Consider the following 18919-nt stretch of genomic DNA (forward strand, 5'->3'; position numbering starts at 1 on the left):
GGCGGAGTGGGGGTACCGGGGGCGAGGCAGAGCCTTGCCCCCGGGCCACGGGCGCCCCCCGCGCCGGCACGGATCGGGGCATCCCGCCGCCCGGATCAGTCGTCCGAGCGCCGGGCCAGGACCTCGCGCTTGCCGACATGGTTGGCCGGGCCGACGATGCCGTCCTTCTCCATCTGCTCGATCAGCTTGGCGGCGCGGTTGTAGCCGATGTTCAGGTGGCGCTGGACGAAGGAGGTGCTGGCCTTGCCCTCGCGCGACACCAGGTCCACCGCTTGGTCGTAGAGGCCCTGCTCGCCCCCGCTGCTGCTGCTGCCGCTGGCGGGGCTGCCCTCCTCCTCGTCGGGAACCTCGGTGACCTCCTCGACATAGGCGGGCTCGCCCTGCTCGCGCAGGTACTCGACGATCGCCTCCACCTCCGCGTCGGAGACGAAGGGGCCGTGGACGCGGTTCATGCGGCCGACGCCGGCCATGAACAGCATGTCGCCCTGGCCGAGGAGCTGCTCGGCGCCCATCTCGCCCAGGATGGTGCGGCTGTCGATCTTGGACGAGACCTGGAAGCTGATGCGCGCCGGGAAGTTCGCCTTGATGACGCCGGTGATGACGTCCACCGAGGGGCGCTGCGTCGCCATGATGACGTGGATGCCGGCGGCGCGCGCCATCTGGGCCAGGCGCTGGACGGAGGCCTCGATCTCCTTGCCTGCCACCACCATCAGGTCCGCCATCTCGTCGATGACGACGACGATCATGGGCAGCGGCTCGAGCGAGAGCGGCAGGTCCTCGAAGACCGGCTTGCCGGTGTCGGGGTCGTAGCCGGTCTGCACGCGCCGGGTCAGCGCCTCGCCGCGGTCGCGCGCGTCGCGCACCTTCTTGTTGTAGCCGGCGATGTTGCGCACGCCGAGCTGGGAGAGGGCGCGGTAGCGGCGCTCCATCTCGCGGACCGTCCACTTCAGCGCGCCGATCGCCTTGGGCGCCTCCGTCACCACAGGGGCGAGCAGGTGCGGGATGCGGTCGTAGACGGACAGCTCCAGCATCTTCGGGTCGATCATGATGAAGCGGCACTCGTCCGGCCCGTGCCGGTAGAGCAGCGACAGGATCATGGTGTTGATCGCGACCGACTTGCCCGAACCCGTCGTGCCCGCGACCAGCAGGTGCGGCATGGTGGCGAGGTCGGCGATCACCGGCGCGCCGCCGATGTCCTTGCCCAGCGCGAGGCTCAGCCGGCCCGGCGTGGAATCCCAGGCCTCGGAGGTGAAGAGCTCGGAGAGGTACACCGTCTCCCGCTTGGTGTTCGGCATCTCGATGCCGATGACGTTGCGGCCCGGCACGGTGGCGATGCGCACCGCGGTCACCGACATCGACCGCGCGATGTCGTCCGCGAGGCCGATGACCCGCGCCGACTTGGTGCCCGGCGCCGGCTCCAGCTCGTAGAGGGTGACGACCGGGCCGGGGCGGATCTCGCCGATCCGGCCGCGCACGCCGTAATCCTCCAGCACGCTCTCCAGCAGCCGGGCGTTGTTCTGCAGCGCCTCCTCGGTCGGGCCGGTGGCCTTCCGCGCGGGGGGCGCGTTCAGCAGCTCCAGCGGCGGCAGGTGGAAGCCGCGCGGCGGTTCCGGCTCGGCCTGGCGCACCGCCGGAGCCGGCCGGACGGGCGGCGGTGGCGGGGCGACGACACGGCTGGGGCGGGGCGGCGGGGCCAGCTCCGGCGCCTCCGCCTCCTCCTCGCCCGGCGACTCGGCCGCCGGCTCCGGCGGGCGGGTGCGGAGGCGGGGCGGCCGGGCCGCGCGCGGCGCGGCGCGGACCTCCCCGGGCAGGGCCGCGGCGGCCTCGGCATTGTCCAGCAGGGTGCGCAACTGCACGGAGGGCTCGCGCCGCCGGCTGAGCAGCCCGCCCAGCGCCCCGCCCAGGGCCCGGAAGGGCCGCAGCAGCCAGAGGGGCCGCCGCTCCGCCCGCCGGCGCTCGGCGCGGGCGGAGATGCCCGCCCCCAGCGAGGAGCCGAGCGAGGCGCCCACGGCCACGCCCTGCTTCGCCGCGGCGATGCCGGTGCGGCGCCAGACCACCAGCGGGATGCCCAGCGCCAGCAGCGCCAGCAGCAGGCCCAGCACCAGGGTGGCGATGTCGCCCGCCAAGCCGCCGAAGGGCCCGAACCAGCCGGTGGCGATGCCGTCGATGCCGCCGCGCACGATCGGCCCGATGGCGCCGCCCGGCGGCAGGTAGCTGAGCCCCGGCAGGCCCAGCTGCACCGCCGCGGCGGCCAGCAGCGGCAGCGCGGCGAGCAGGGCGGCGACACGGCCGGCGAAGGGCTTCAGCCCCTGGTGCATCCCCAGCCGCAGCGCCCAGCAGAGCAGGCAGGCGGCGGGCAGCCAGCCGGCCCAGCCGAAGCCCTGCAGCAGCACGTCCGACGCCATCGCGCCGAAGGGGCCGGCCAGGTTGGTCGGCGCGCGGCTGGTGGCGGTGGACAGGGACGGATCGGCCGGGTTGTGGCTGTAGAGGGCGACGACCAGGGCCAGCCCGACCAGCCCCAGCACCATGCCCAGGGACTCGCCGCCGCGCCGCCGCATCGTCGCCCGCACCGCCGGGGAGGCGAAGCGCGCCAGGGCGGCGGCCCAGCGGCCCGGGGGGTTGGCGGATCGGTCGGCAAGGGAGCGCGGCGGCATCGGCGTAGACCCAACTCAACTCAGACAGGATCGCAACCTAGCATGGCAAGTGGCTGGCGCGCACCGCTTTCGCCACGCTGCGTCCGGTGGCGGGCGGCCTCCATCCGGCAGCATGGCCGGGGGCCGGCGGGCGGCGCCCCGCGTCCCGGCGGTGGCTCCGCCCCTCCCGCGGGGGCGCCACCCCCTTCCGCTCAGTCCGCGAACCGCCCCACCGGCGCCCCCGCCACGCCCACGTCCAGCTCGAGGATGCTGCCCTCCACCGGCGGATCGTCCGGGCGGCGCAGGCTGGTGACGTAGAGGGTGCGCAGGCCGGGCCCGCCGAAGCAGGGCATGGTGGGGCTGGACACCGGCAGCGTCACCACCCGGTCGAGCGTGCCGTCCGGCAGCCAGCGGTTCAGCACCCCGGCGGAGACGCCCGCGGACCAGTAGCCGCCCTCCGCATCCGTGGCGGCGCCGTCGGGGCGGCCGGTCGGGGTGTCGGGCGAGGCGACGAGTCGCTGGTGCGCGACCTCCCCGGTCACCGGGTCGTAGTCCCAGCACCAGATCTTCTCCTGCCGGCTGTCGGAATGCCACAGGGTCCGCCCGTCCGGGCTCCAGGCGAGGCCGTTGGAGACGGTGAGGCCCGAGGCCAGCCGCGACACCCCGCCACCGGGCGAGATGGCATAGAGCCCGGCGATCGCCTCCTTCTCCGGCCGGTCGTCCATCGAGCCCACGACGAAGCGCCCCTCTGGGCTGGCCTTGCCGTCGTTCAGCCGGTTCTCCGGCCGGTCGGGCTCCGGCGCGGCGTAGCGGTCCAGCGCGCGGTCGCGCGGGTCGAAGCGATAGACGCCGGAGCGCAGCGCCACCAGCAGCGCGCCGGAGCGGCAGAGGGCGAAGCTACCGATCGATTCCGGCATCTCCCAGGTCTCGGTCTCGCCGGTCGCGGGGACGGAGCGGTGCAGGGCGGGGCGGTTGATGTCCACCCACCACAGCCGTTCGGTCCCGGCATCCCAGACGGGGCATTCGCCGACCGTCCGGGCCGGGGCGATCTCCAGCACCCGCGCGATTCGATTTTGCATTTTCGAAAATCCTCCGTAAGCTCTCCCCTACCATGCCCAAACCCGCCGCGCACCACGAGGCCGAGACCCTCTCCACCCCGGCCTATGCCCGGGTGCGCGAACGGCTCCGCGAGGAAATCCTGGCCGGCGACTGGCCCGCCGGGGAGCACCGCACCCTCGCCCAGCTCGGCGCCCGGCATGGCCTCTCGCTCAGCCCGATCCGCGAGGCGCTGCTGCACCTCCAGGGCGAGGGGCTGGTGGAGCTGCGCCAGCACCGCGGCGCCGTCGTGCCGCTGCTCGACGCGGCGCTGCTGGCCGACCTCTACGACCTGCGCGCCGCGCTGCAGTCGCTCCAGGCCCGGCGCGCCGCCGAGCGGGCGACGGCGGCGGAGCTGGCGCGCATGGCGGAGCACGTGGCGGGATTCGCTGCCGCCGCCGCCCGGAAGGCGGTGGACGAGGCTCTGGCGCAGAACGACGCCTTCCACACGCTGATCGACGCCGCCGCGCGCAACCCGCAGGCCAGCGCCGTCTACCGCGCGCGCAGCGCCTTCGTGAACACCGCGCGCCGCCGCCTCGGCTACGGGCCCGGCCGCATGGGCGAGGCGGACACGCAGCACCGCGCCCTGCTCGCCGCCATCACGGCACGGCAGGCGGAGACCGCCGCCCGCCTGGCCTTCGAGCACGCCCAGGCGGCGCGACGCGACCTGATCGCCCGGCTGGAGCAGAGCGCGGGCTGAACCGCGCACCGGACGGGTTCATCCGAGGGAGACGTTCATGACACTGCATCGCCGGGGGCTGCTCGCCCTCACCGCCGGGGCGCTTGCCGCGCCCCGCCTGGCCCGCGCCGCCTGGGCGCCGGACCGGCCGATCTCCTTCCAGGTCGGCTTCCCGCCCGGCGGCAACATCGACTACGTCGCGCGGCTGCTGGCCAAGGAGCTGACGCCGCGCCTGGGGCAGAGCGTGGTGGTGGAGAACCGCACCGGCGCATCGGGCAACCTCGCCACCCAGGCGATGCTGCGCGCCCCCGCCGACGGGCACACCATCGGCTTCGCGGCGATCCACCTCGCCACCAACCCCTTCCTGGTGCCGCTGGGCTACGATCCGGCGGAGATCGACCCGCTGACCCAGATCGGCGACGTGCCCGTGCTGTTCCTGGCCAGCACCGCCTCCGGCCTGCGCGACGTGGCGGCGGCGGTGGCGGCGGCGAAGGAGGCGAAGGGCGACATCACCTTCTCCTCCGGCGGCATCGGCACCTCCTCCCACCTCGCGGCGGAGCTCTTCGCGCGGCGGGCGGGATTCACCTTCACCCACGTCCCCTTCCGTGGCGGCGGGCCCTCGATGCAGGCGCTGCTGGCGGGGCAGACCGCGCTCTCCTTCACCGTGGCCGAGGCCGCGATCCCGGAGAACGTCGCCGCCGGCAAGATCCGGGGCCTGGCCGTGATGCAGCGCGAGCGGCTGGCGGCGATGCCCGACATGCCCAGCATCGCCGAGGCGGGCTATGGCCCCGAGGTCTTCATCAGCTCCTGGCACGGCGTCATGCTGCGCGCCGGCACGCCGCAGCCGGCGCGGGAGCGGCTGTTCGCGGCGATCGCCGACGCCGTGCGCGGCCCGGAGATGGTCCAGGGGCTGCGCCGCGCCGCGATCGAGCCGGCGGTCAGCGAATCCCCCGCCGCCTTCAAGGCCTTCGTCCAGAGCGAGACGGAACGCTGGGGCAAGGTCATCCGCGAGGCCGGGATCACCGCGCAATGACCCCCGGGCAGGCCGCGCCGTCCCCCCGCTCCGGGCTGCGCATCACCGGCATCCGCACCTTCCTGATGCAGGCCGGGCCGCTGGGCGCCAGCGGCTGGGGCGACGTGCGGACCTCCGTCACCACCGGCACGCGCAACTGGCTCTTCGTGAAGGTGGACACGGATGCCGGCATCACCGGCATCGGCGAGGGCAGCGGCTGGCCCGTGGTGGTCGAGGCGGGGGTGCGCGACCTGTCGCACGTCCTGGTCGGCGAGGACCCCTTCGACATCGAGCGGCTGTGGCAGCGGATGCAGGTCGCCACCATGGGCCACGGCATGACCGGCGTGGTCGGCCAGGGCGCGATCGGTGCCATCGACATGGCGCTGTGGGACATCAAGGGGAAGGCGCTTGGCGTGCCCGTCTGGCAGCTGCTCGGCGGCCGTACCCGCGACCGCATCCGCGCCTATGCCCATGCCTCGACCCCCGAGGCGGCGCGCGACGCGCTGGCCCGCGGCTATACCGCCATCAAGACCGGCGGCGTGGCGGCGACGGTGGCGAAGGCGGAAGCGATCCGCGCCGCGATCGGTGACGGGGCCGACCTGATGATCGACCTGCACGGCCCGCCCTGGCTGACCGCGCCCGACGCCATCGCCGTCTGCCGGGCCCTGGAGCCCCTCGCCCCGCTCTTCGTCGAGGAGCCGGTGGCGCCCGAGAACATCGAGGGCTATCGCCGCCTGCGTGGCGAAACCGCCGTCCCCCTGGCGGGCGGCGAGCGCCATGCCGGGCTCTGGGGCATCGCGCCGCTGCTGGCCGAGGGGCTTCTGGACGTGGTGCAGCCCGATACCGGCCGCGCCGGCGGGCTGACCGGGCTGCGCAAGGTGGCGGCGGTGGCAGAGGCGCGCTTCGCCACCGTGGCCCCCCATGCCGGCTCGCTCGGCCCGGTCGCGGAGTTCGCCACGCTGCACCTGCTGGCCGCCATCCCCAACGCCCTGATCCTGGAGAAGATGGACCCGGACTGGGAAGGCCGCGCCCGCACCGTGACGGTCAGCCCGGAACTGCGCGACGGCTGCCTGCTGGTGCCCGATGCGCCCGGCCTCGGCGTGGACATCGACGAAGGCTTCGTCGCCGCGCACCCGCATCGGCGCAACGTCGGCCTCGCCTCCGGACAATGGCCCGACGGCACGGCCGCCGCGACCCTCTATACCCAGCCACGCCACCCCCGTCGCCCCATCCTGGGCGGGCAGGGCCGCAACGCCGGATAGGCATCGCACGGGTAGCCCGGCTCGTCGGCCTGCGGCGGCAGGTGCGCCCGTGGCCCGGGGGCAAGGCTCTGCCTCGCCCCCGATACCCCCACTCCGCCAGGACCCTGCGGGCCCTGGACCCATTTGGCGCTGCCGCGGGACAGCCGGACACGGGGTCACAGCGCCGAGGAGCCATGCTCCTCGGCGGGTACGGCCGCAGCATTCGCTGACGCCTTCTGGATTTCTTCTGGAGTCCCGCCTGTCCGCGCGCCGTCAGGGTTCAGTCCGCAGGCTGACGGCAGCCGCGAAGAGCCAACTCCCAGCGGGGTCCGGGGCCCGCTTGTGGCCCCGGCAGGGGAGGGTCTGGGAGGGGACGGCGTCCCCTCCCGGTCCGACGCCCGAACACGACGGCGCGACAGCCCGCGATCCGCGTCAGCCGCCGCCGGCGTGGCGCAGCTCGCTTGGCGGCACGGCCAGCAGGGCGGGGCGGACCAGCAGGGAGACGAGCAGTTCCCAGGCCAGGGAGAGCATCAGCAGGCGGCCCATGCTGGCGGTGCCGGGGTGGCTGGACAGCCACAGCGCGCCGAAGGCGGTGGCTGTGGTCAGGGCGCTGAAGACGATGGCGCGGGTCAGGCTGGATTGCAGCAGGTGCGCCTCGCCGGCGCGCCAAGCCATGACGAAGTAGATGTTGAAGGCCACGCCGATGCCGAACAGCAGCGGCAGCGCGATGATGTTGGCGAAGTTCAGCGGCCAGTCGAGCAGGGCGCAGGAGGCGAGGGTCAGCACGCCGCTGAGCAGCACCGGCAGCATGGTCAGCACCACGTCGCGGGCGCGCCGCAGCACCAGCGCCAGCAGCAGCACGATGGCGAGGCCGGACAGGGCCCCGGCCTGCAGGAAGGCGGTGACGACCATGCCGCCGGCCTCGCGGATGGAGATGGGCGGCCCCACCGCCTCGGGCGCGAGAGCCAGGATCGCGTCGGAGAAGCGGAGCAGCACCGCGTTGTCCGCGGAATCGCCGCGCGGCAGCGCCTCGACCCGGTAGCGCCCGTCACGCGCCACCCAGTCGGCCACCAGGTCGGGGGGCAGGCTCTCGCGCGTCACCGGCCCGGCCTGGAGCAGCGCCCGGAGCTGGCCGAGCAGCACCTCCAGCGGCGCCACGACGGCCTGGGCGGCCGCGGCGCGCGCCTCCGGCGGGCCGCCCGCCAGACGCTCCAGCGCCACGGCCAGGCGCCGGGCCGCGGCGGCGGGCGGGTCGCTGTCCCCCTGCCCCGCCGCCCGGCGCAGTGCCGCCGCGGTCTCCGCCATCCGCCGCGCCAGGGCGGCGTCGTCGGGCGGCGCGGGCGGCGCGGCGGCTTCCAGCGCCGGCTCCAGCAGCATCGCGGCATCGGCGATGGCGGCCAGCTTCTCCTCCTGCTGCGCCGGCACGAAGGTGGCCAGGGTGAGGGTGCCCGCCACCTCCGGCAGCGCCTCCAGCCGGCGGGCCATCGCCTCCGCCTCCGCCGGCGAGGGCAGCAGCACGTTGATGGTGTTGGGCGTGCGCTCCGGGTCGCGCATCAGGTCGTGCAGCGTCGCCATCGACTCCACATGCGGGCTGCGCAGGTGCATCGGGTTGAAGTCGAAGCGCAGCCAGGGCAGCAGCGCGGCCGAGCCGAGCGCGGCCAGGGCGGAGACGGCCAGCACCGCGCGCCGGTGCCGTGCCAGCGCCGCCTCCATCGGGGCCAGGGCGGGGAAGCCCGCCTCCGCCAGCGCGTCCGGCGCGGGCCGCAGCAGCACCAGCAGCGCGGGCAGCAGGGTGAGGCAGAGCAGGAAGGCCACCACCATCCCCAGCCCGGCGATCGCGCCCAGCTCCGCCACGCCCACGAAGCTGGTCGGCAGCAGGGCGAAGAACCCCAGGGCGATGGCGGCCGCCGCCAGCGCCAGCCCGCCGCCGACGCCCCGCCCCGCCGCCTCCAGCGCCTCCCGCAGCCCGGGGCGCGAGAGGCGCTCCGCCAGCGTGCGGACGCTGAGCTGGATGCTGAAATCCACCCCCAGCCCGACGAAGAGCGGGATGAAGGCGACGGAGATCAGGTTGAAGCGGCCGACCGCCCAGAGGCCGAGGCCGGCGGTGGCTGCCAGCCCGATCAGCGTGGTCGCCAGGATCGCCGCGACGGTGCGCCCGGAGCGGACGGCCAGCCACAGGATGCCAACCAGGGCCAGCAGCATGGCACCCGTCACCAGCTGCCAGTTCTCGGCCAGGGTGACGAACTCCTCGTCCGCCAGCGGCACCGGGCCGGTCAGGCGGACCGTCACGCCCTGCTCCGGCGCCAGGCCCAGCGAGGCGGCGGTGGCACGGATCGCCTCGCTCGCCGCCGCTCCCGGCTCCAGCGCCGTGAAGTCCATCACCGGCTGCACCAGCACGAAGCGGCGCGTCTCGCGCAGGCCGGGCGCGCGCCCCTCGACCAGCGCCTGCCAGGAGAAGAAGGCCGGCCGGCCCTCGGCCGCCGCGGCGAAGCTCCCGGCCAGCCCGTCCAGCGCCGGGGCGACGTCGCCCAGCGACGCCTGCCCCCGCTCCACCCCCTCCAGCAGCAGCCCCACCGCCCCCAGGACGCCGCGCAGGCTGGGATCGGCGGCCAGCGGCCCCAGGAAGGGCTGGGCCCGGACCAGCTGCTCCATCCGCGCGCGGACCTCCTCCAGCGGCAGCAGCAGCAGGCCGTGGCGGGCGAAGAAGGGCCCGCCGCCCGGCTCCCGCACGCTGCGGAACATCCCCGGCTGTGCCCGCAACGCCGTGGCCAGCCGCTCCGCCGCCGCGGCCGCCAGCTCCGGCGTGGCGCCGTCGATCACCGCCAGGGTGACGTCCACCTGCTGCGGGAAGGCCTGGTCCCAGGCGATCTCGCGCTGGCGCCAGTCCAGGCCGGGGTCGATCAGCTCCGCCGTGTCGGCGGTCATGGCGAAGTGCCGCGCGCCATAGGCCAGCGACCCGGCGGCCAGCAGCAGGCCGAGCAGCAGGACCAGCCAGGGGCGGGCCGCGCTGGCCGCGACGATCCGTCCGAGCAGCCGCGCGCCGGCCGATGCGGGAGCCGACAGGGGGTCCGAGGCGGGGGCGGAATGCGGGTCCGGGACAGGCAGGGCGAGGCTCCCCTCAGGCTGGGGCCGCCCACTCCCCTGCCCTGCCGCCCGGCGTCAACCCCGGCCCGGCCTGGCCTGTCGCGGCGGCCCGAATCCGGCGCGCCCGCCCCACCCGCGTCTTCGACCCTGCGAAACGGGCTTCCGGGCCGGGGGGCCCCGACCTATCCTCGCTTCGGGACCGCCAGCATCGCCGGGCATCCGAACGCAGTCTCCGCCACCGGAGGAATGGCCTGCATGCGGGTTCTCCTTGCCCAGCCTCGCGGCTTCTGCGCCGGGGTCGTCCGTGCCATCGAGATCGTGGAGCGTTCGCTCGAGCGGTTCGGGGCGCCGGTCTATGTCCGTCACGAAATCGTGCACAACCGCCACGTGGTGGAGGCGCTGCGCCGCAAGGGCGCCGTCTTCGTGGAAGACCTGTCCGAGATTCCGGACGGGGCGGTGACCATCTTCAGCGCGCATGGCGTCGCCCAGTCGGTCATCGACGACGCGGCAGGCCGCGGCCTGCCGGTGCTGGACGCCACCTGCCCGCTGGTGGCCAAGGTGCACATGCAGGGCAAGCGCTACGTCGCGCGCGGGCGGACCCTGGTGCTGATCGGCCATGCCGGCCATCCGGAGGTGGAGGGCACGATCGGCCAGATCGACGCGCGGGTTCACCTCGTCTCCAGTGTCGAGGAGGTCGCGGCGCTCGACCTGCCCATGGACACGCCCATCGCCTACGTCACCCAGACGACGCTCAGCGTGGACGACACGCGCGGGGTGATCGCGGCGCTGAAGGCACGCTTCCGCGACCTGGAGGGGCCGGAGGTGTCGGACATCTGCTATGCCACCCAGCATCGCCAGTCCGCCGTGCGAGACCTCTGTGCCCAGGTGGACCTGCTGCTGGTGGTGGGCGGCCGCAACAGCTCCAACTCCAACCGCCTGCGGGAGATCGGGGCGGAGTACGGGCTGCCGAGCCACCTCATCGCCGATGGCGGCGAACTGGACCCGGCCTGGCTGGATGGGGTAGGCACGGTCGGGCTGACCGCCGGCGCCTCGGCCCCCGAGGAGCTGGTGCTCGACGTGATCGCGGCGCTCCGCCGCCACGCCGAGATCGAGGTGCAGCCGATGAGCGGGCTGCGGGAGGAGGTCGAGTTCCGCCTCCCCGTCGAACTCCGGACGCCGGCGGCCGCCGGCGCCGCGCAGCAAGGATAGATCGCGTTGGGCATTCCCCTGATGCAGGCGGCCCGGATCGGGGCCTACCTGCTCAAGCAGCAGGTCACCGGACGGAAGCGCTACCCGCTGGTGCTGATGCTGGAGCCGCTGTTCCGCTGCAACCTGGCCTGCGCCGGCTGCGGCAAGATCGACTACCCGAACGAGATCCTGAACCAGCGCCTCTCCGTCGAGGACTGCATGGCGGCGATCGACGAGTGCGGCGCGCCCGTCGTCTCCATCGCCGGCGGCGAGCCGCTGCTGCACCGGGACATGCCGGAGATCGTGCGCGGCTTCCTGGCGCGGAAGAAGTTCGTCATCCTCTGCACCAACGCCCTGCTGCTGGCCAAGAAGATCGACGACTACACGCCCAGCCCCGCCTTCACCTGGTCCATCCACCTCGACGGCAACCAGGCGATGCACGACAGGTCGGTGTGCCAGGAGGGCGTCTACGACAAGGCCGTGGAGGCGATCCGGCTGGCGAAGTCCAAGGGCTTCCAGGTCAGCATCAACTGCACCCTGTTCAACGACGCCGACCCGGCGCAGACGGCGGCCTTCTTCGACGAGATGAAGGCGATCGGGCTGGACGGCATCACCGTCTCGCCCGGCTATGCCTATGAGCGCGCGCCGGACCAGCAGCACTTCCTGAACCGCACGAAGACCAAGGAGCTGTTCCGCGGCATCCTGTCGCGCGGGCGCGGCGGCAAGGCCTGGCCCTTCACCCAGAGCCGCATGTTCCTGAACTTCCTGGCCGGCAACGAGGCGTACCGCTGCACGCCCTGGGGCAACCCGACCCGCACCGTCTTCGGCTGGCAGAAGCCCTGCTACCTGCTGGGCGAGGGCTACGCCAGGACCTTCCGGGAGCTGATGGACGACACGGAGTGGGGCAAGTACGGCGTCGGCCACTATGAGAAGTGCGCCGACTGCATGGTCCATTCCGGCTTCGAGGCCTCGGCGGTGCAGGACATGGTGAGGAACCCCCTCAAGGCCCTGGCCGTCACCCTGCGCGGCGTGCGCACGGAAGGGCCGATGGCACAGGACATCCCGCTCGACGACCAGCGCCCGGCGGAGTTCGTCTTCTCCGGCCATGTGGAGAAGAAGCTGGCGGAAATCCGCGCCCAGCCCCGCGCGGCCAAGCACGGTCCGCGCGTGCGCGTCACCCGCTCAGGCAGCGGCGAGTCCCGGCCCGAGAGCCTTCCGGCCGCGGAGTAGCGCGCAGAAGGCCCGCTCCGCCTCCCACCCCGTCCGCAGCAGGGCGGGCAACTGCCCCGGCCGTGCCGCCAGCGCGCGCAGCACGGCCGGCAGGTCCATTCCCCCATCCGGCCGCATTCCCACCCGCGCGGCCGGCGGCAGGTCGCGATCCGCCGCGTCCGACACCACCCGCGCGGCCGCGAAGGGCACCCCGTGCCGCCGCGCCACCCGCGCCGCGACGTGTGATTCCATGTCCACGGCGATGGCCCCCGTCGCCGCATGCCGCGCGGCCTTCGCGGCCGCATCCGCCACCATCGTGTCGCTGCCCAGCAGCAGCCCGGTCCGCGCCCCGGGCAGCGCCGCCGCCAGCCGGTCGCGCCACGCCGCGTCGGCCGGGATCGCCTCGGCCCCGTCCAGCACCGCCTCCGCCACCACCCAGTCGCCCGGTGCCAGCCCCGGCGCCAGCGCCCCCGCGATGCCCAGGCTGATCACGCCCCGCGCGATCCGCACGGCATCCCCCAGCACCGCCTCCAGCCGGGCGGCATCGCCCCCGCCGGCAACGGTCTCGATGCCCGGGCCGGACAGGATGCGGGCCTCGCGGCGCAGGCCGGTGACGACGAGGAGCCTCACGGCGCGCCCGTGGCCCGGGGCAAGGCTCCGGACCCCGCTGATACGGGCGGTGCGATGCCCTGATCCGGGCCGGCGGGGCACCCGTGGCCCGGGGGCAAGGCTCTGCCTCGCCCCCGATACCCCCACTCCGCCAGGACCCTGCGGGCCCTGGACCCGATCAGTGCTGCCGCGGGACAGTCTGCGACGGGGTCACAGCGCCGAGGAGCTTGGCTCCTCGGCGGGTACGGCCGCCGCACTCGCGGACGCCTTTGAAGCTTTTTCAGGGTCCCGCCTGTCCGCGTACCGTCAGGGTTCAGCCCGCAGGCTGACGGCAGCCACGCAGCACCAGGCTCCCAGCGGGGACCGGGGCCCACTTGTGGCCCCGACAGGGGAGGGTCTGGGAGGGGCAGGGAGGAGCCGTCCCCCCTTGACCGGGGAGCGACGCTGCCTCTCACATCCCGTGGGCCGGCCGGGCGGCGTTGCCACGGCGGAGGTTGCGGTAGCGCGCGAGGGCCCAGAGCGGGAAGAACTTCGGATAGCCGTGGTAGCGGAGGTAGAAGACGCGCGGGAAGCCGCCGCCCGTATAGGCTTCCTGGCTCCAGAGCCCGTCCGCGTCCTGATGCTGTTGCAGCCAGGCGACGCCGCGCCGCACGGCGGGCGAATCCACCTCCCCCGCCGCCATCAGCCCCAGCAGCGCCCAGGCCGTCTGCGAGGCGGTGGAGGGGTAGGGCCGGTAGCCGGCGTAGTCGAGGCCATAGCTGGCGCAGTCCTCCCCCCAGCCGCCATCCGCGTTCTGGATGCCGGCGAGCCAGGCGGCCGCGCGGGCGATGGCCGCGTGCTGCGGTTCCAGCCCGGCCGCGTTGAGCGCGCAGAGGGCGGACCAGGTGCCGTAGATGTAGTTCACCCCCCAGCGGCCGAACCAGCTGCCATCCGCTTCCTGCTCGCGCAGCAGATAGGCCAGCGCGTCCCGCATCCGCGGGCTGTCCGGCTTCTCCCCGAGCTGCGCCATCATGCTGATGACGCGGGCGCTGACATCGGCCGTGGGCGGGTCCAGCAGCGCGCCGTGGTCGGCGAAGGGGATGTTGTTCAGGTAGTGGTTGTCGTTGTCGGCGTCGAAGGCGCCGAAGCCGCCGTCACGGCTTTGCAGCCCCATGGTCCATTCGGCGCCGCGGGCGATGGATTCGTCGTAGCCGTTCGCGTCCAGCCCGTGACGCGCGCGGTCCATCGCCATCACCACCACGGCGGTGTCGTCGAGATCGGGATAGTGCGCGTTGCGGTACTGGAAGGCCCAGCCGCCGGGGCGCAGCCCGGGGCGCTGCACGGCCCAGTCGCCCACCGCCTCCAGCTCCTGCAGGGGCTTGAGCCAGGCGAGGGCGCGCAGGGCGGCGGCCTCGGCGGGGGCGCCGCCGACCTCCATCATCGCATGGGCGGCCAGCGCCGTATCCCAGACGGGCGAGACGCAGGGCTGGCAATAGGCTTCGTCCTCGCCGATCACCAGCAGCCTCTCGACGGCGCGGCGGGCGGTGGCGCGGTCCGGATGCTCGGGCGGATAGCCCAGCACGTCGTACATCATCACCGCATTGGCCATGGCGGGATAGATCGCGCCGAGCCCGTCCTCGCCGTTCAGCCGCTCCGTCACGAACTCCACGCAGCGGCGGATGGCGCGCCCGCGCAGCCGTTCCGGCCAGAGCGGCTCGGCCGCCTTCAGCGCCACGTCGCAACCGTTGAAGAACAGCGCCCAGCCCCTGTGGTGATGCTGGCGCCCGCGCCGCAGCGGGAAGCGGCTGGACCGGAACAGCTCGGGGATGCGCACGCCGCGCGGGTTGCGGGCGCGGGCGCGCCTCGCCTGCAGCACCAGCAGCGGCACCAGCACGGTGCGCGCCCAGTAGGACATCTTGGAGAGGTGGACGGGGAACCAGCGCGGCAGCAGTACCATCTCCACCGGGATGGTGGGGATGCGGGTCCAGGGCAGCTCCCCGTACAGGGCGAGGAGGATGCGGGTGAAGACATTGGCCCGCGCCGCGCCACCATGGGCCAGGATCGCCGCCCGGGCGCGCGCCATGTGGGGCGCCGCCGGGTCGTCGCCGATCATCTTCAGGCAGAAATAGGCCTTCACCGACGCGCTGAGGTCGAAGGCCCCGCCATGGAACAGCGGCCAGCCGCCATGCCCGCCCTGGATGCGGCGGAGGTAGTTGCCGATCCGCCGCTCCAGCTCCAGGTCGTCCGGCTCGCCCAGGTGGTGGCGCAGCAGCACGTACTCGGCCGGGATGGTGGCGTCCGCCTCCAGCTCGAAGACCCAGTGCCCGTCCGGCCGCTGCACGTCGAGCAGGGCGCGGGCGGCGCGGCCGAGACTCGCCTCGAGCCCGTCCAGCCCGGCCTCCGCGTTCCTGGCGGGGACGGCGACCATCCCATCATTCATGTCCGAAGCCGTCTCTCGCCTAGCGGAAACCGGTTGCATCGCGGCGGGGGCGCACCGCCTGACGGATCGTGGCGGGGCGGGCGGCCGAAGTCCAGCCGTTCGCTGCACCGCGTCAGCATGGCCGCCCTGCCCTCCCCGGGGTCCGGGGCGAGGGGGCCGCCGGTCCGCGTGGCCGCGGCACGGCCCCGCCCACGGGCATGGACCCCGCCTCCAGGCCGCATGCTAGAGCGCATGCGGCAAGGGATGCGGACCGGAGGGACGGGTGACGGGGGCTGCGACGGCACGGGGCGAGGCGGGCGGCGCAGACCCCGTCCCGCGCCTGGTGGGGCAGGAGGAGGCCGGGGCGCTGGCGCCGCTGCATGCCGCCGCCTTCCCGGTGGGCGAGGCCTGGGGCCCGGACGCGCTGCGGCTGATGCTGGAGATGCCCGGCGCCTTTGCCCTCCGCCTGGAGAGCGGCTTCGTCATGGCCCGCGCCGTGGCGGACGAGGCGGAGGTGCTGACCCTGGCCGTCCATCCCGCCGCCCGTCGGCGCGGTCTGGGCGGGGCGCTGGTCGCGGCCGCCGCGGCCGAGGCGGCGCGGCGGGGGGCGGCGGCGCTGTTCCTCGAAGTCTCGGAGGCCAATGCCCCCGCACGGGCGCTCTATGCGGCACTGGGGTGCGGCGAGGTGGGACGGCGCCGACGCTACTACGCCGACGGCTCGGACGCTCTGGTGCTGCGGCTGCCCCTGGAGCAGCGCGCCGAGGGCAGGCTTCGTCCGGGCGCGTGAACCGGCCCTGCCGGATCGCGTGCGCCGCCGCATCCCGGCCGGCCGCCCGAGGGCCCGCCCGCCGGAGGTCAGCCTGCCGGTGGTCATACCGGCGGCGGGATGATCTGACCCGTTGTGCTGTCGTGTTCCGGCGGCGGACCGGGAGGGGACGCCGTCCCCTCCCAGACCCTCCCCTGCCGGGGCCACAAGCGGGCCCCGGTCCCCGCTGGGAGTTGGTTCTGTGCGGTAGGTATCAGTCTGCAGGCTGAACCCTGACGGAGCGCGGACAGGCGGGACTCTGAATAAAGCTTCAGAGCGCGTCAGCGAGTGCGGAGGCCGGTCCCGCCGAGGAGCATGGCTCCTCGGCGCCTCGACCCCGTATCAGGCTGTCCCGCGGCAGCGCCAAATGGGTCCAGGGCCCGCAGGGTCCTGGCGGAGTGGGGGTACGGGGGCGAGGCAGAGCCTTGCCCCCGGGCCACGGGCGCCCCCGTGCCGACACGGATCACGGCATCCCGCCGTCCGGATCAGCCACTCCGGCCGGCCGGCAGGACTCCTGCCTTGCGATGCAGCCGGGGCGCGGACGACGCTGTGACCTCGCTGGCCAGGACCTTGTCGATGCGGTTGCCGTCCAGGTCCACCACCTCGAAGCGCCAGCCGCCCACCTCGACGTGCTCGCCCACGGCGGGCAGGCGGCCGAAGGCGGCCAGGACATGGCCGGCCACCGTCTGGTAGTCGCGGTTCTCCGGCAGCCGCACGCCGAGGTGCTCGGCCATCTCGTCCGCGGGCAGCCAGCCGGCGAGCAGCCAGGATCCGTCGTCGCGCTGCACCGCGCCTTCCTCCTCCTCCGGCTCCATGTCGGCGCGGAAGACGCCGGCGATGGCCTCCAGCAGGTCGGCAGGGACCACGACCCCCTCGAAATGGCCGTACTCGTCATGGACCAGCGCCATCGGCACCTCCGCCTCGCGCAGCACGTCCAGCGCATCCAGCGCGTCGGCGGTGTCGGGGATGACCGGGGCGGGCCGGACATGGGCGCGCACGTCCAGCCTCTCCCCGGCCAGGGCCCGGGCCAGCATCTCGCGGGTCTGCACCACCCCGATCATCTCGCCGCCCGGGCCGCTGGAGACGGGGAGGCGGGAATGCGGGGTGGTGGTCAGCACCTCGCGCACCTTCGCCTCGTCGGCATCGGCGTCCAGCCAGTCGATGTCGGTGCGCGGCGTCATCACCCCCCGGACCGGCCGGTCGCCCAGCCGCATCACCCCGCTGATCAGGCGGCGCTCCGCCGGCTCGATGGTGCCGGCGCCCTCGGCCTCGGCGACGAGGGAGCGGATCTCCTCGTCCGTCACCTTGCTCTCCTCCTCGGGGCCCACGCCCAGCAGGCGGAAGACCAGGCCGGTCGAGCTGTCCAGCAGGGAGACCAGCGGCGCCGCGATGCGGGAGATGACGGACATGATCGGCGCCACCGTGCAGGCCAGGCCCTCCGGGTTGCGCAGGGCGAAGCGCTTCGGGACCAGCTCGCCGATGACGATGGAGAGGTAGGTGACCAGCGCCACCACCAGCCCGAAGCCCAGCGGCTGCGCCACCGCGGCGGAGAGCCCCTGCGCCTGCAGCCAGGCGGCGAGGCGCCCGCCCAGCGCCTCGCCGGAATAGGCGCCGGCCAGAATGCCGACCAGGGTGATGCCGATCTGCACGGTGGAGAGGAAGCGCCCCGGATCGCGCGCCAGCGCCAGGGCGGAGGCCGCGCCGCGCCGCCCCTCCGCCTCCATGGCCTGCAGCCGCCGCGGCCGGGACGAGACCACGGCGAGCTCGGACAGCGCGAAGACGCCGTTGAGCATGACCAGGAGAAGGACGATGGCGAGTTCCAGCATGCGGCGAGGCTAGGGCAGATCGCGCCGTCCCGGTACCGGGGCGGCGAGCCGCCCCTGCCTCAGCCTGCCGGCCGGTCCCAGGGCGGGGCCGGGGCCCCGCCGGGGACGGCGCGGGGCCGGCGGCCCCGGTCCCCCGCCCGCTCCAGCAGCGCATAGGCGATGCGCCCGTTGCAGCCGGAGAAGACCGACTTGCGCGTGCAGGCGGCGTCCGGGATGCAGTCCAGCAGGCTGCGGAGCTGCGCCTCGCCGCGCAGCGCCGGCCGCCAGTCCATGTAGGCGGTCATGTAGCCGAGCTCCGGCAGGTCGGGCTGCAGGCTGGCGAGGAGGGCCTGGCCACCGGGCTTGAGCACCGCGAACATCGCCTCCACCAGCCGGCGCGCCTCCCGGTCGGCGAGGTACTCGCAGCCCGTGGCGGCATAGACCAGGTCGAAGCGCCCGAACTCCAGCGGGTGGAGCATCGTGCGCTCCAGGGAGATCGGCAGCGCGGTCAGCGCCGGCAGGTCGGCGAAGGCGTCCGCGATCTCCTCGGCCGTCTCCGCGTCGCGGTCCAGCGCGACCCAGCGTCGCAGCTCCGTGGCGTGGCTTACCAGCGCCGCTTCCCGCAGGTGCTGGGCGCCGAGGGTCAGCACCTCCGCCTCGCCCACCCGCTCCGCCGTGCTGTCCACCAGGCGTGCGAGCAGGGCGCGCCGCTCGCGGATCGCCTCGGCCAGCCCGCCCTGCTGGTGGAAGGCCAGAAGGTCCTGGCCGCGCGGCGAGGCTCCGCTGACGGATTCGGCGATGCTGCCGTGGCCGTAGAAGAAGTCCGACAGGCGGGCATCGTTGGGATAGCCGCGCGGCCGGTGCCAGGACCAGTTGGTCAGCGGGCATTCGCGGGTGAAGGCCGCCACGGGATGCTCGCGCAGCAGCGCCACCCCGGCCTCGCCGTGGCGGAGCAGGATGTCGCGGCTCAGCTCGAAGAGTCGGGGCCAGTTCTCCCATACGCCCACGAGGTCCCGGCTGCCGGCCAGGATGTCGTCCAGCAGCGCCCAGGCCCCCGCCCGCGTCCCCAGTGTCACCTCGAGCATACCCGCCTCCCGGCCTCGCCCGTCGCTCCGTTCTGTCTGGTGAACGGAAATCACGAAGCCGACAACCGCAAGCTTA

General features: G+C 74.3%; 13 protein-coding genes. 6 read left to right on the plus strand and 7 right to left on the minus strand.

Annotated features, from left to right (window positions below):
* Positions 1-95: 95 nt before the first annotated feature.
* Positions 96-2654, minus strand: coding sequence for a DNA translocase FtsK (locus LPC08_RS18615; protein ID WP_230449729.1), 2559 nt, complete (start codon positions 2652-2654; stop codon positions 96-98).
* Between the two features lie 191 nt (positions 2655-2845).
* Entirely contained in the window at positions 2846-3712 is an 867-nt protein-coding gene (locus tag LPC08_RS18620) for an SMP-30/gluconolactonase/LRE family protein (protein WP_230449730.1), read from the minus strand.
* A gap of 32 nt (positions 3713-3744) precedes the next feature.
* On the opposite strand from LPC08_RS18620, the gene LPC08_RS18625 reads away from it, so the two are divergent.
* From LPC08_RS18625 to LPC08_RS18635, 3 genes are read left to right on the plus strand one after another with little or no spacing between them, the layout of a single operon-like run.
* Positions 3745-4428: a GntR family transcriptional regulator gene (locus LPC08_RS18625; protein ID WP_230449731.1), complete on the plus strand. Its 684-nt coding sequence runs from the start codon at positions 3745-3747 to the stop codon at positions 4426-4428.
* Positions 4429-4465: 37 nt separating this feature from the next.
* Positions 4466-5440, plus strand: coding sequence for a tripartite tricarboxylate transporter substrate-binding protein (locus LPC08_RS18630; protein ID WP_230449732.1), 975 nt, complete (start codon positions 4466-4468; stop codon positions 5438-5440).
* On the plus strand, positions 5437-6681 hold the full coding sequence (locus LPC08_RS18635) for a mandelate racemase/muconate lactonizing enzyme family protein (protein WP_230449733.1): 1245 nt from the start codon (positions 5437-5439) through the stop codon (positions 6679-6681). The genes LPC08_RS18630 and LPC08_RS18635 overlap by 4 nt, the downstream gene beginning before the upstream one ends.
* 411 nt (positions 6682-7092) lie before the next feature.
* On the opposite strand, the gene LPC08_RS18640 is transcribed toward LPC08_RS18635, so the two are convergent.
* A complete protein-coding gene (locus tag LPC08_RS18640) occupies positions 7093-9765 on the minus strand; it encodes an MMPL family transporter (protein WP_230453110.1) in 2673 nt (890 codons plus the stop codon).
* A 234-nt stretch (positions 9766-9999) separates the two neighbouring features.
* On the opposite strand from LPC08_RS18640, the gene ispH reads away from it, so the two are divergent.
* A complete protein-coding gene (gene ispH, locus LPC08_RS18645) occupies positions 10000-10953 on the plus strand; it encodes a 4-hydroxy-3-methylbut-2-enyl diphosphate reductase (protein WP_230449734.1) in 954 nt (317 codons plus the stop codon).
* Positions 10954-10959: 6 nt separating this feature from the next.
* Positions 10960-12162, plus strand: a complete 1203-nt coding sequence (hpnH, locus tag LPC08_RS18650; protein ID WP_230449735.1) for an adenosyl-hopene transferase HpnH — start codon at positions 10960-10962, stop codon at positions 12160-12162.
* Here hpnH and LPC08_RS18655 read toward each other — a convergent pair.
* Together LPC08_RS18655 and shc are read right to left on the minus strand one after the other, a co-directional pair.
* Positions 12115-12771 (minus strand): phosphorylase family protein, encoded by a 657-nt coding sequence (locus LPC08_RS18655; RefSeq protein ID WP_230449736.1) that lies wholly within the window; start codon positions 12769-12771, stop codon positions 12115-12117. The genes hpnH and LPC08_RS18655 overlap by 48 nt on opposite strands.
* 430 nt (positions 12772-13201) lie before the next feature.
* Entirely contained in the window at positions 13202-15157 is a 1956-nt protein-coding gene (gene shc, locus LPC08_RS18660; protein WP_230449737.1) for a squalene--hopene cyclase, read from the minus strand.
* Between the two features lie 274 nt (positions 15158-15431).
* Between shc and LPC08_RS18665 the strand changes: the two genes are divergently transcribed.
* Entirely contained in the window at positions 15432-15935 is a 504-nt protein-coding gene (locus LPC08_RS18665; protein ID WP_230449738.1) for a GNAT family N-acetyltransferase, read from the plus strand.
* A 503-nt stretch (positions 15936-16438) separates the two neighbouring features.
* Here the strand turns inward: LPC08_RS18665 and LPC08_RS18670 are convergent.
* A complete protein-coding gene (locus LPC08_RS18670; protein ID WP_230449739.1) occupies positions 16439-17779 on the minus strand; it encodes a hemolysin family protein in 1341 nt (446 codons plus the stop codon).
* Positions 17780-17838: 59 nt separating this feature from the next.
* The gene (locus LPC08_RS18675; protein ID WP_230449740.1) at positions 17839-18843 is read right to left on the minus strand and encodes a class I SAM-dependent methyltransferase; all 1005 of its coding nucleotides are present in this window, start codon (positions 18841-18843) and stop codon (positions 17839-17841) included.
* Between the last annotated feature and the right edge of the window lie 76 nt (positions 18844-18919).

The organism is Roseomonas sp. OT10, assembly GCF_020991085.1.
Lineage (GTDB): Bacteria > Pseudomonadota > Alphaproteobacteria > Acetobacterales > Acetobacteraceae > Roseomonas > Roseomonas cutis.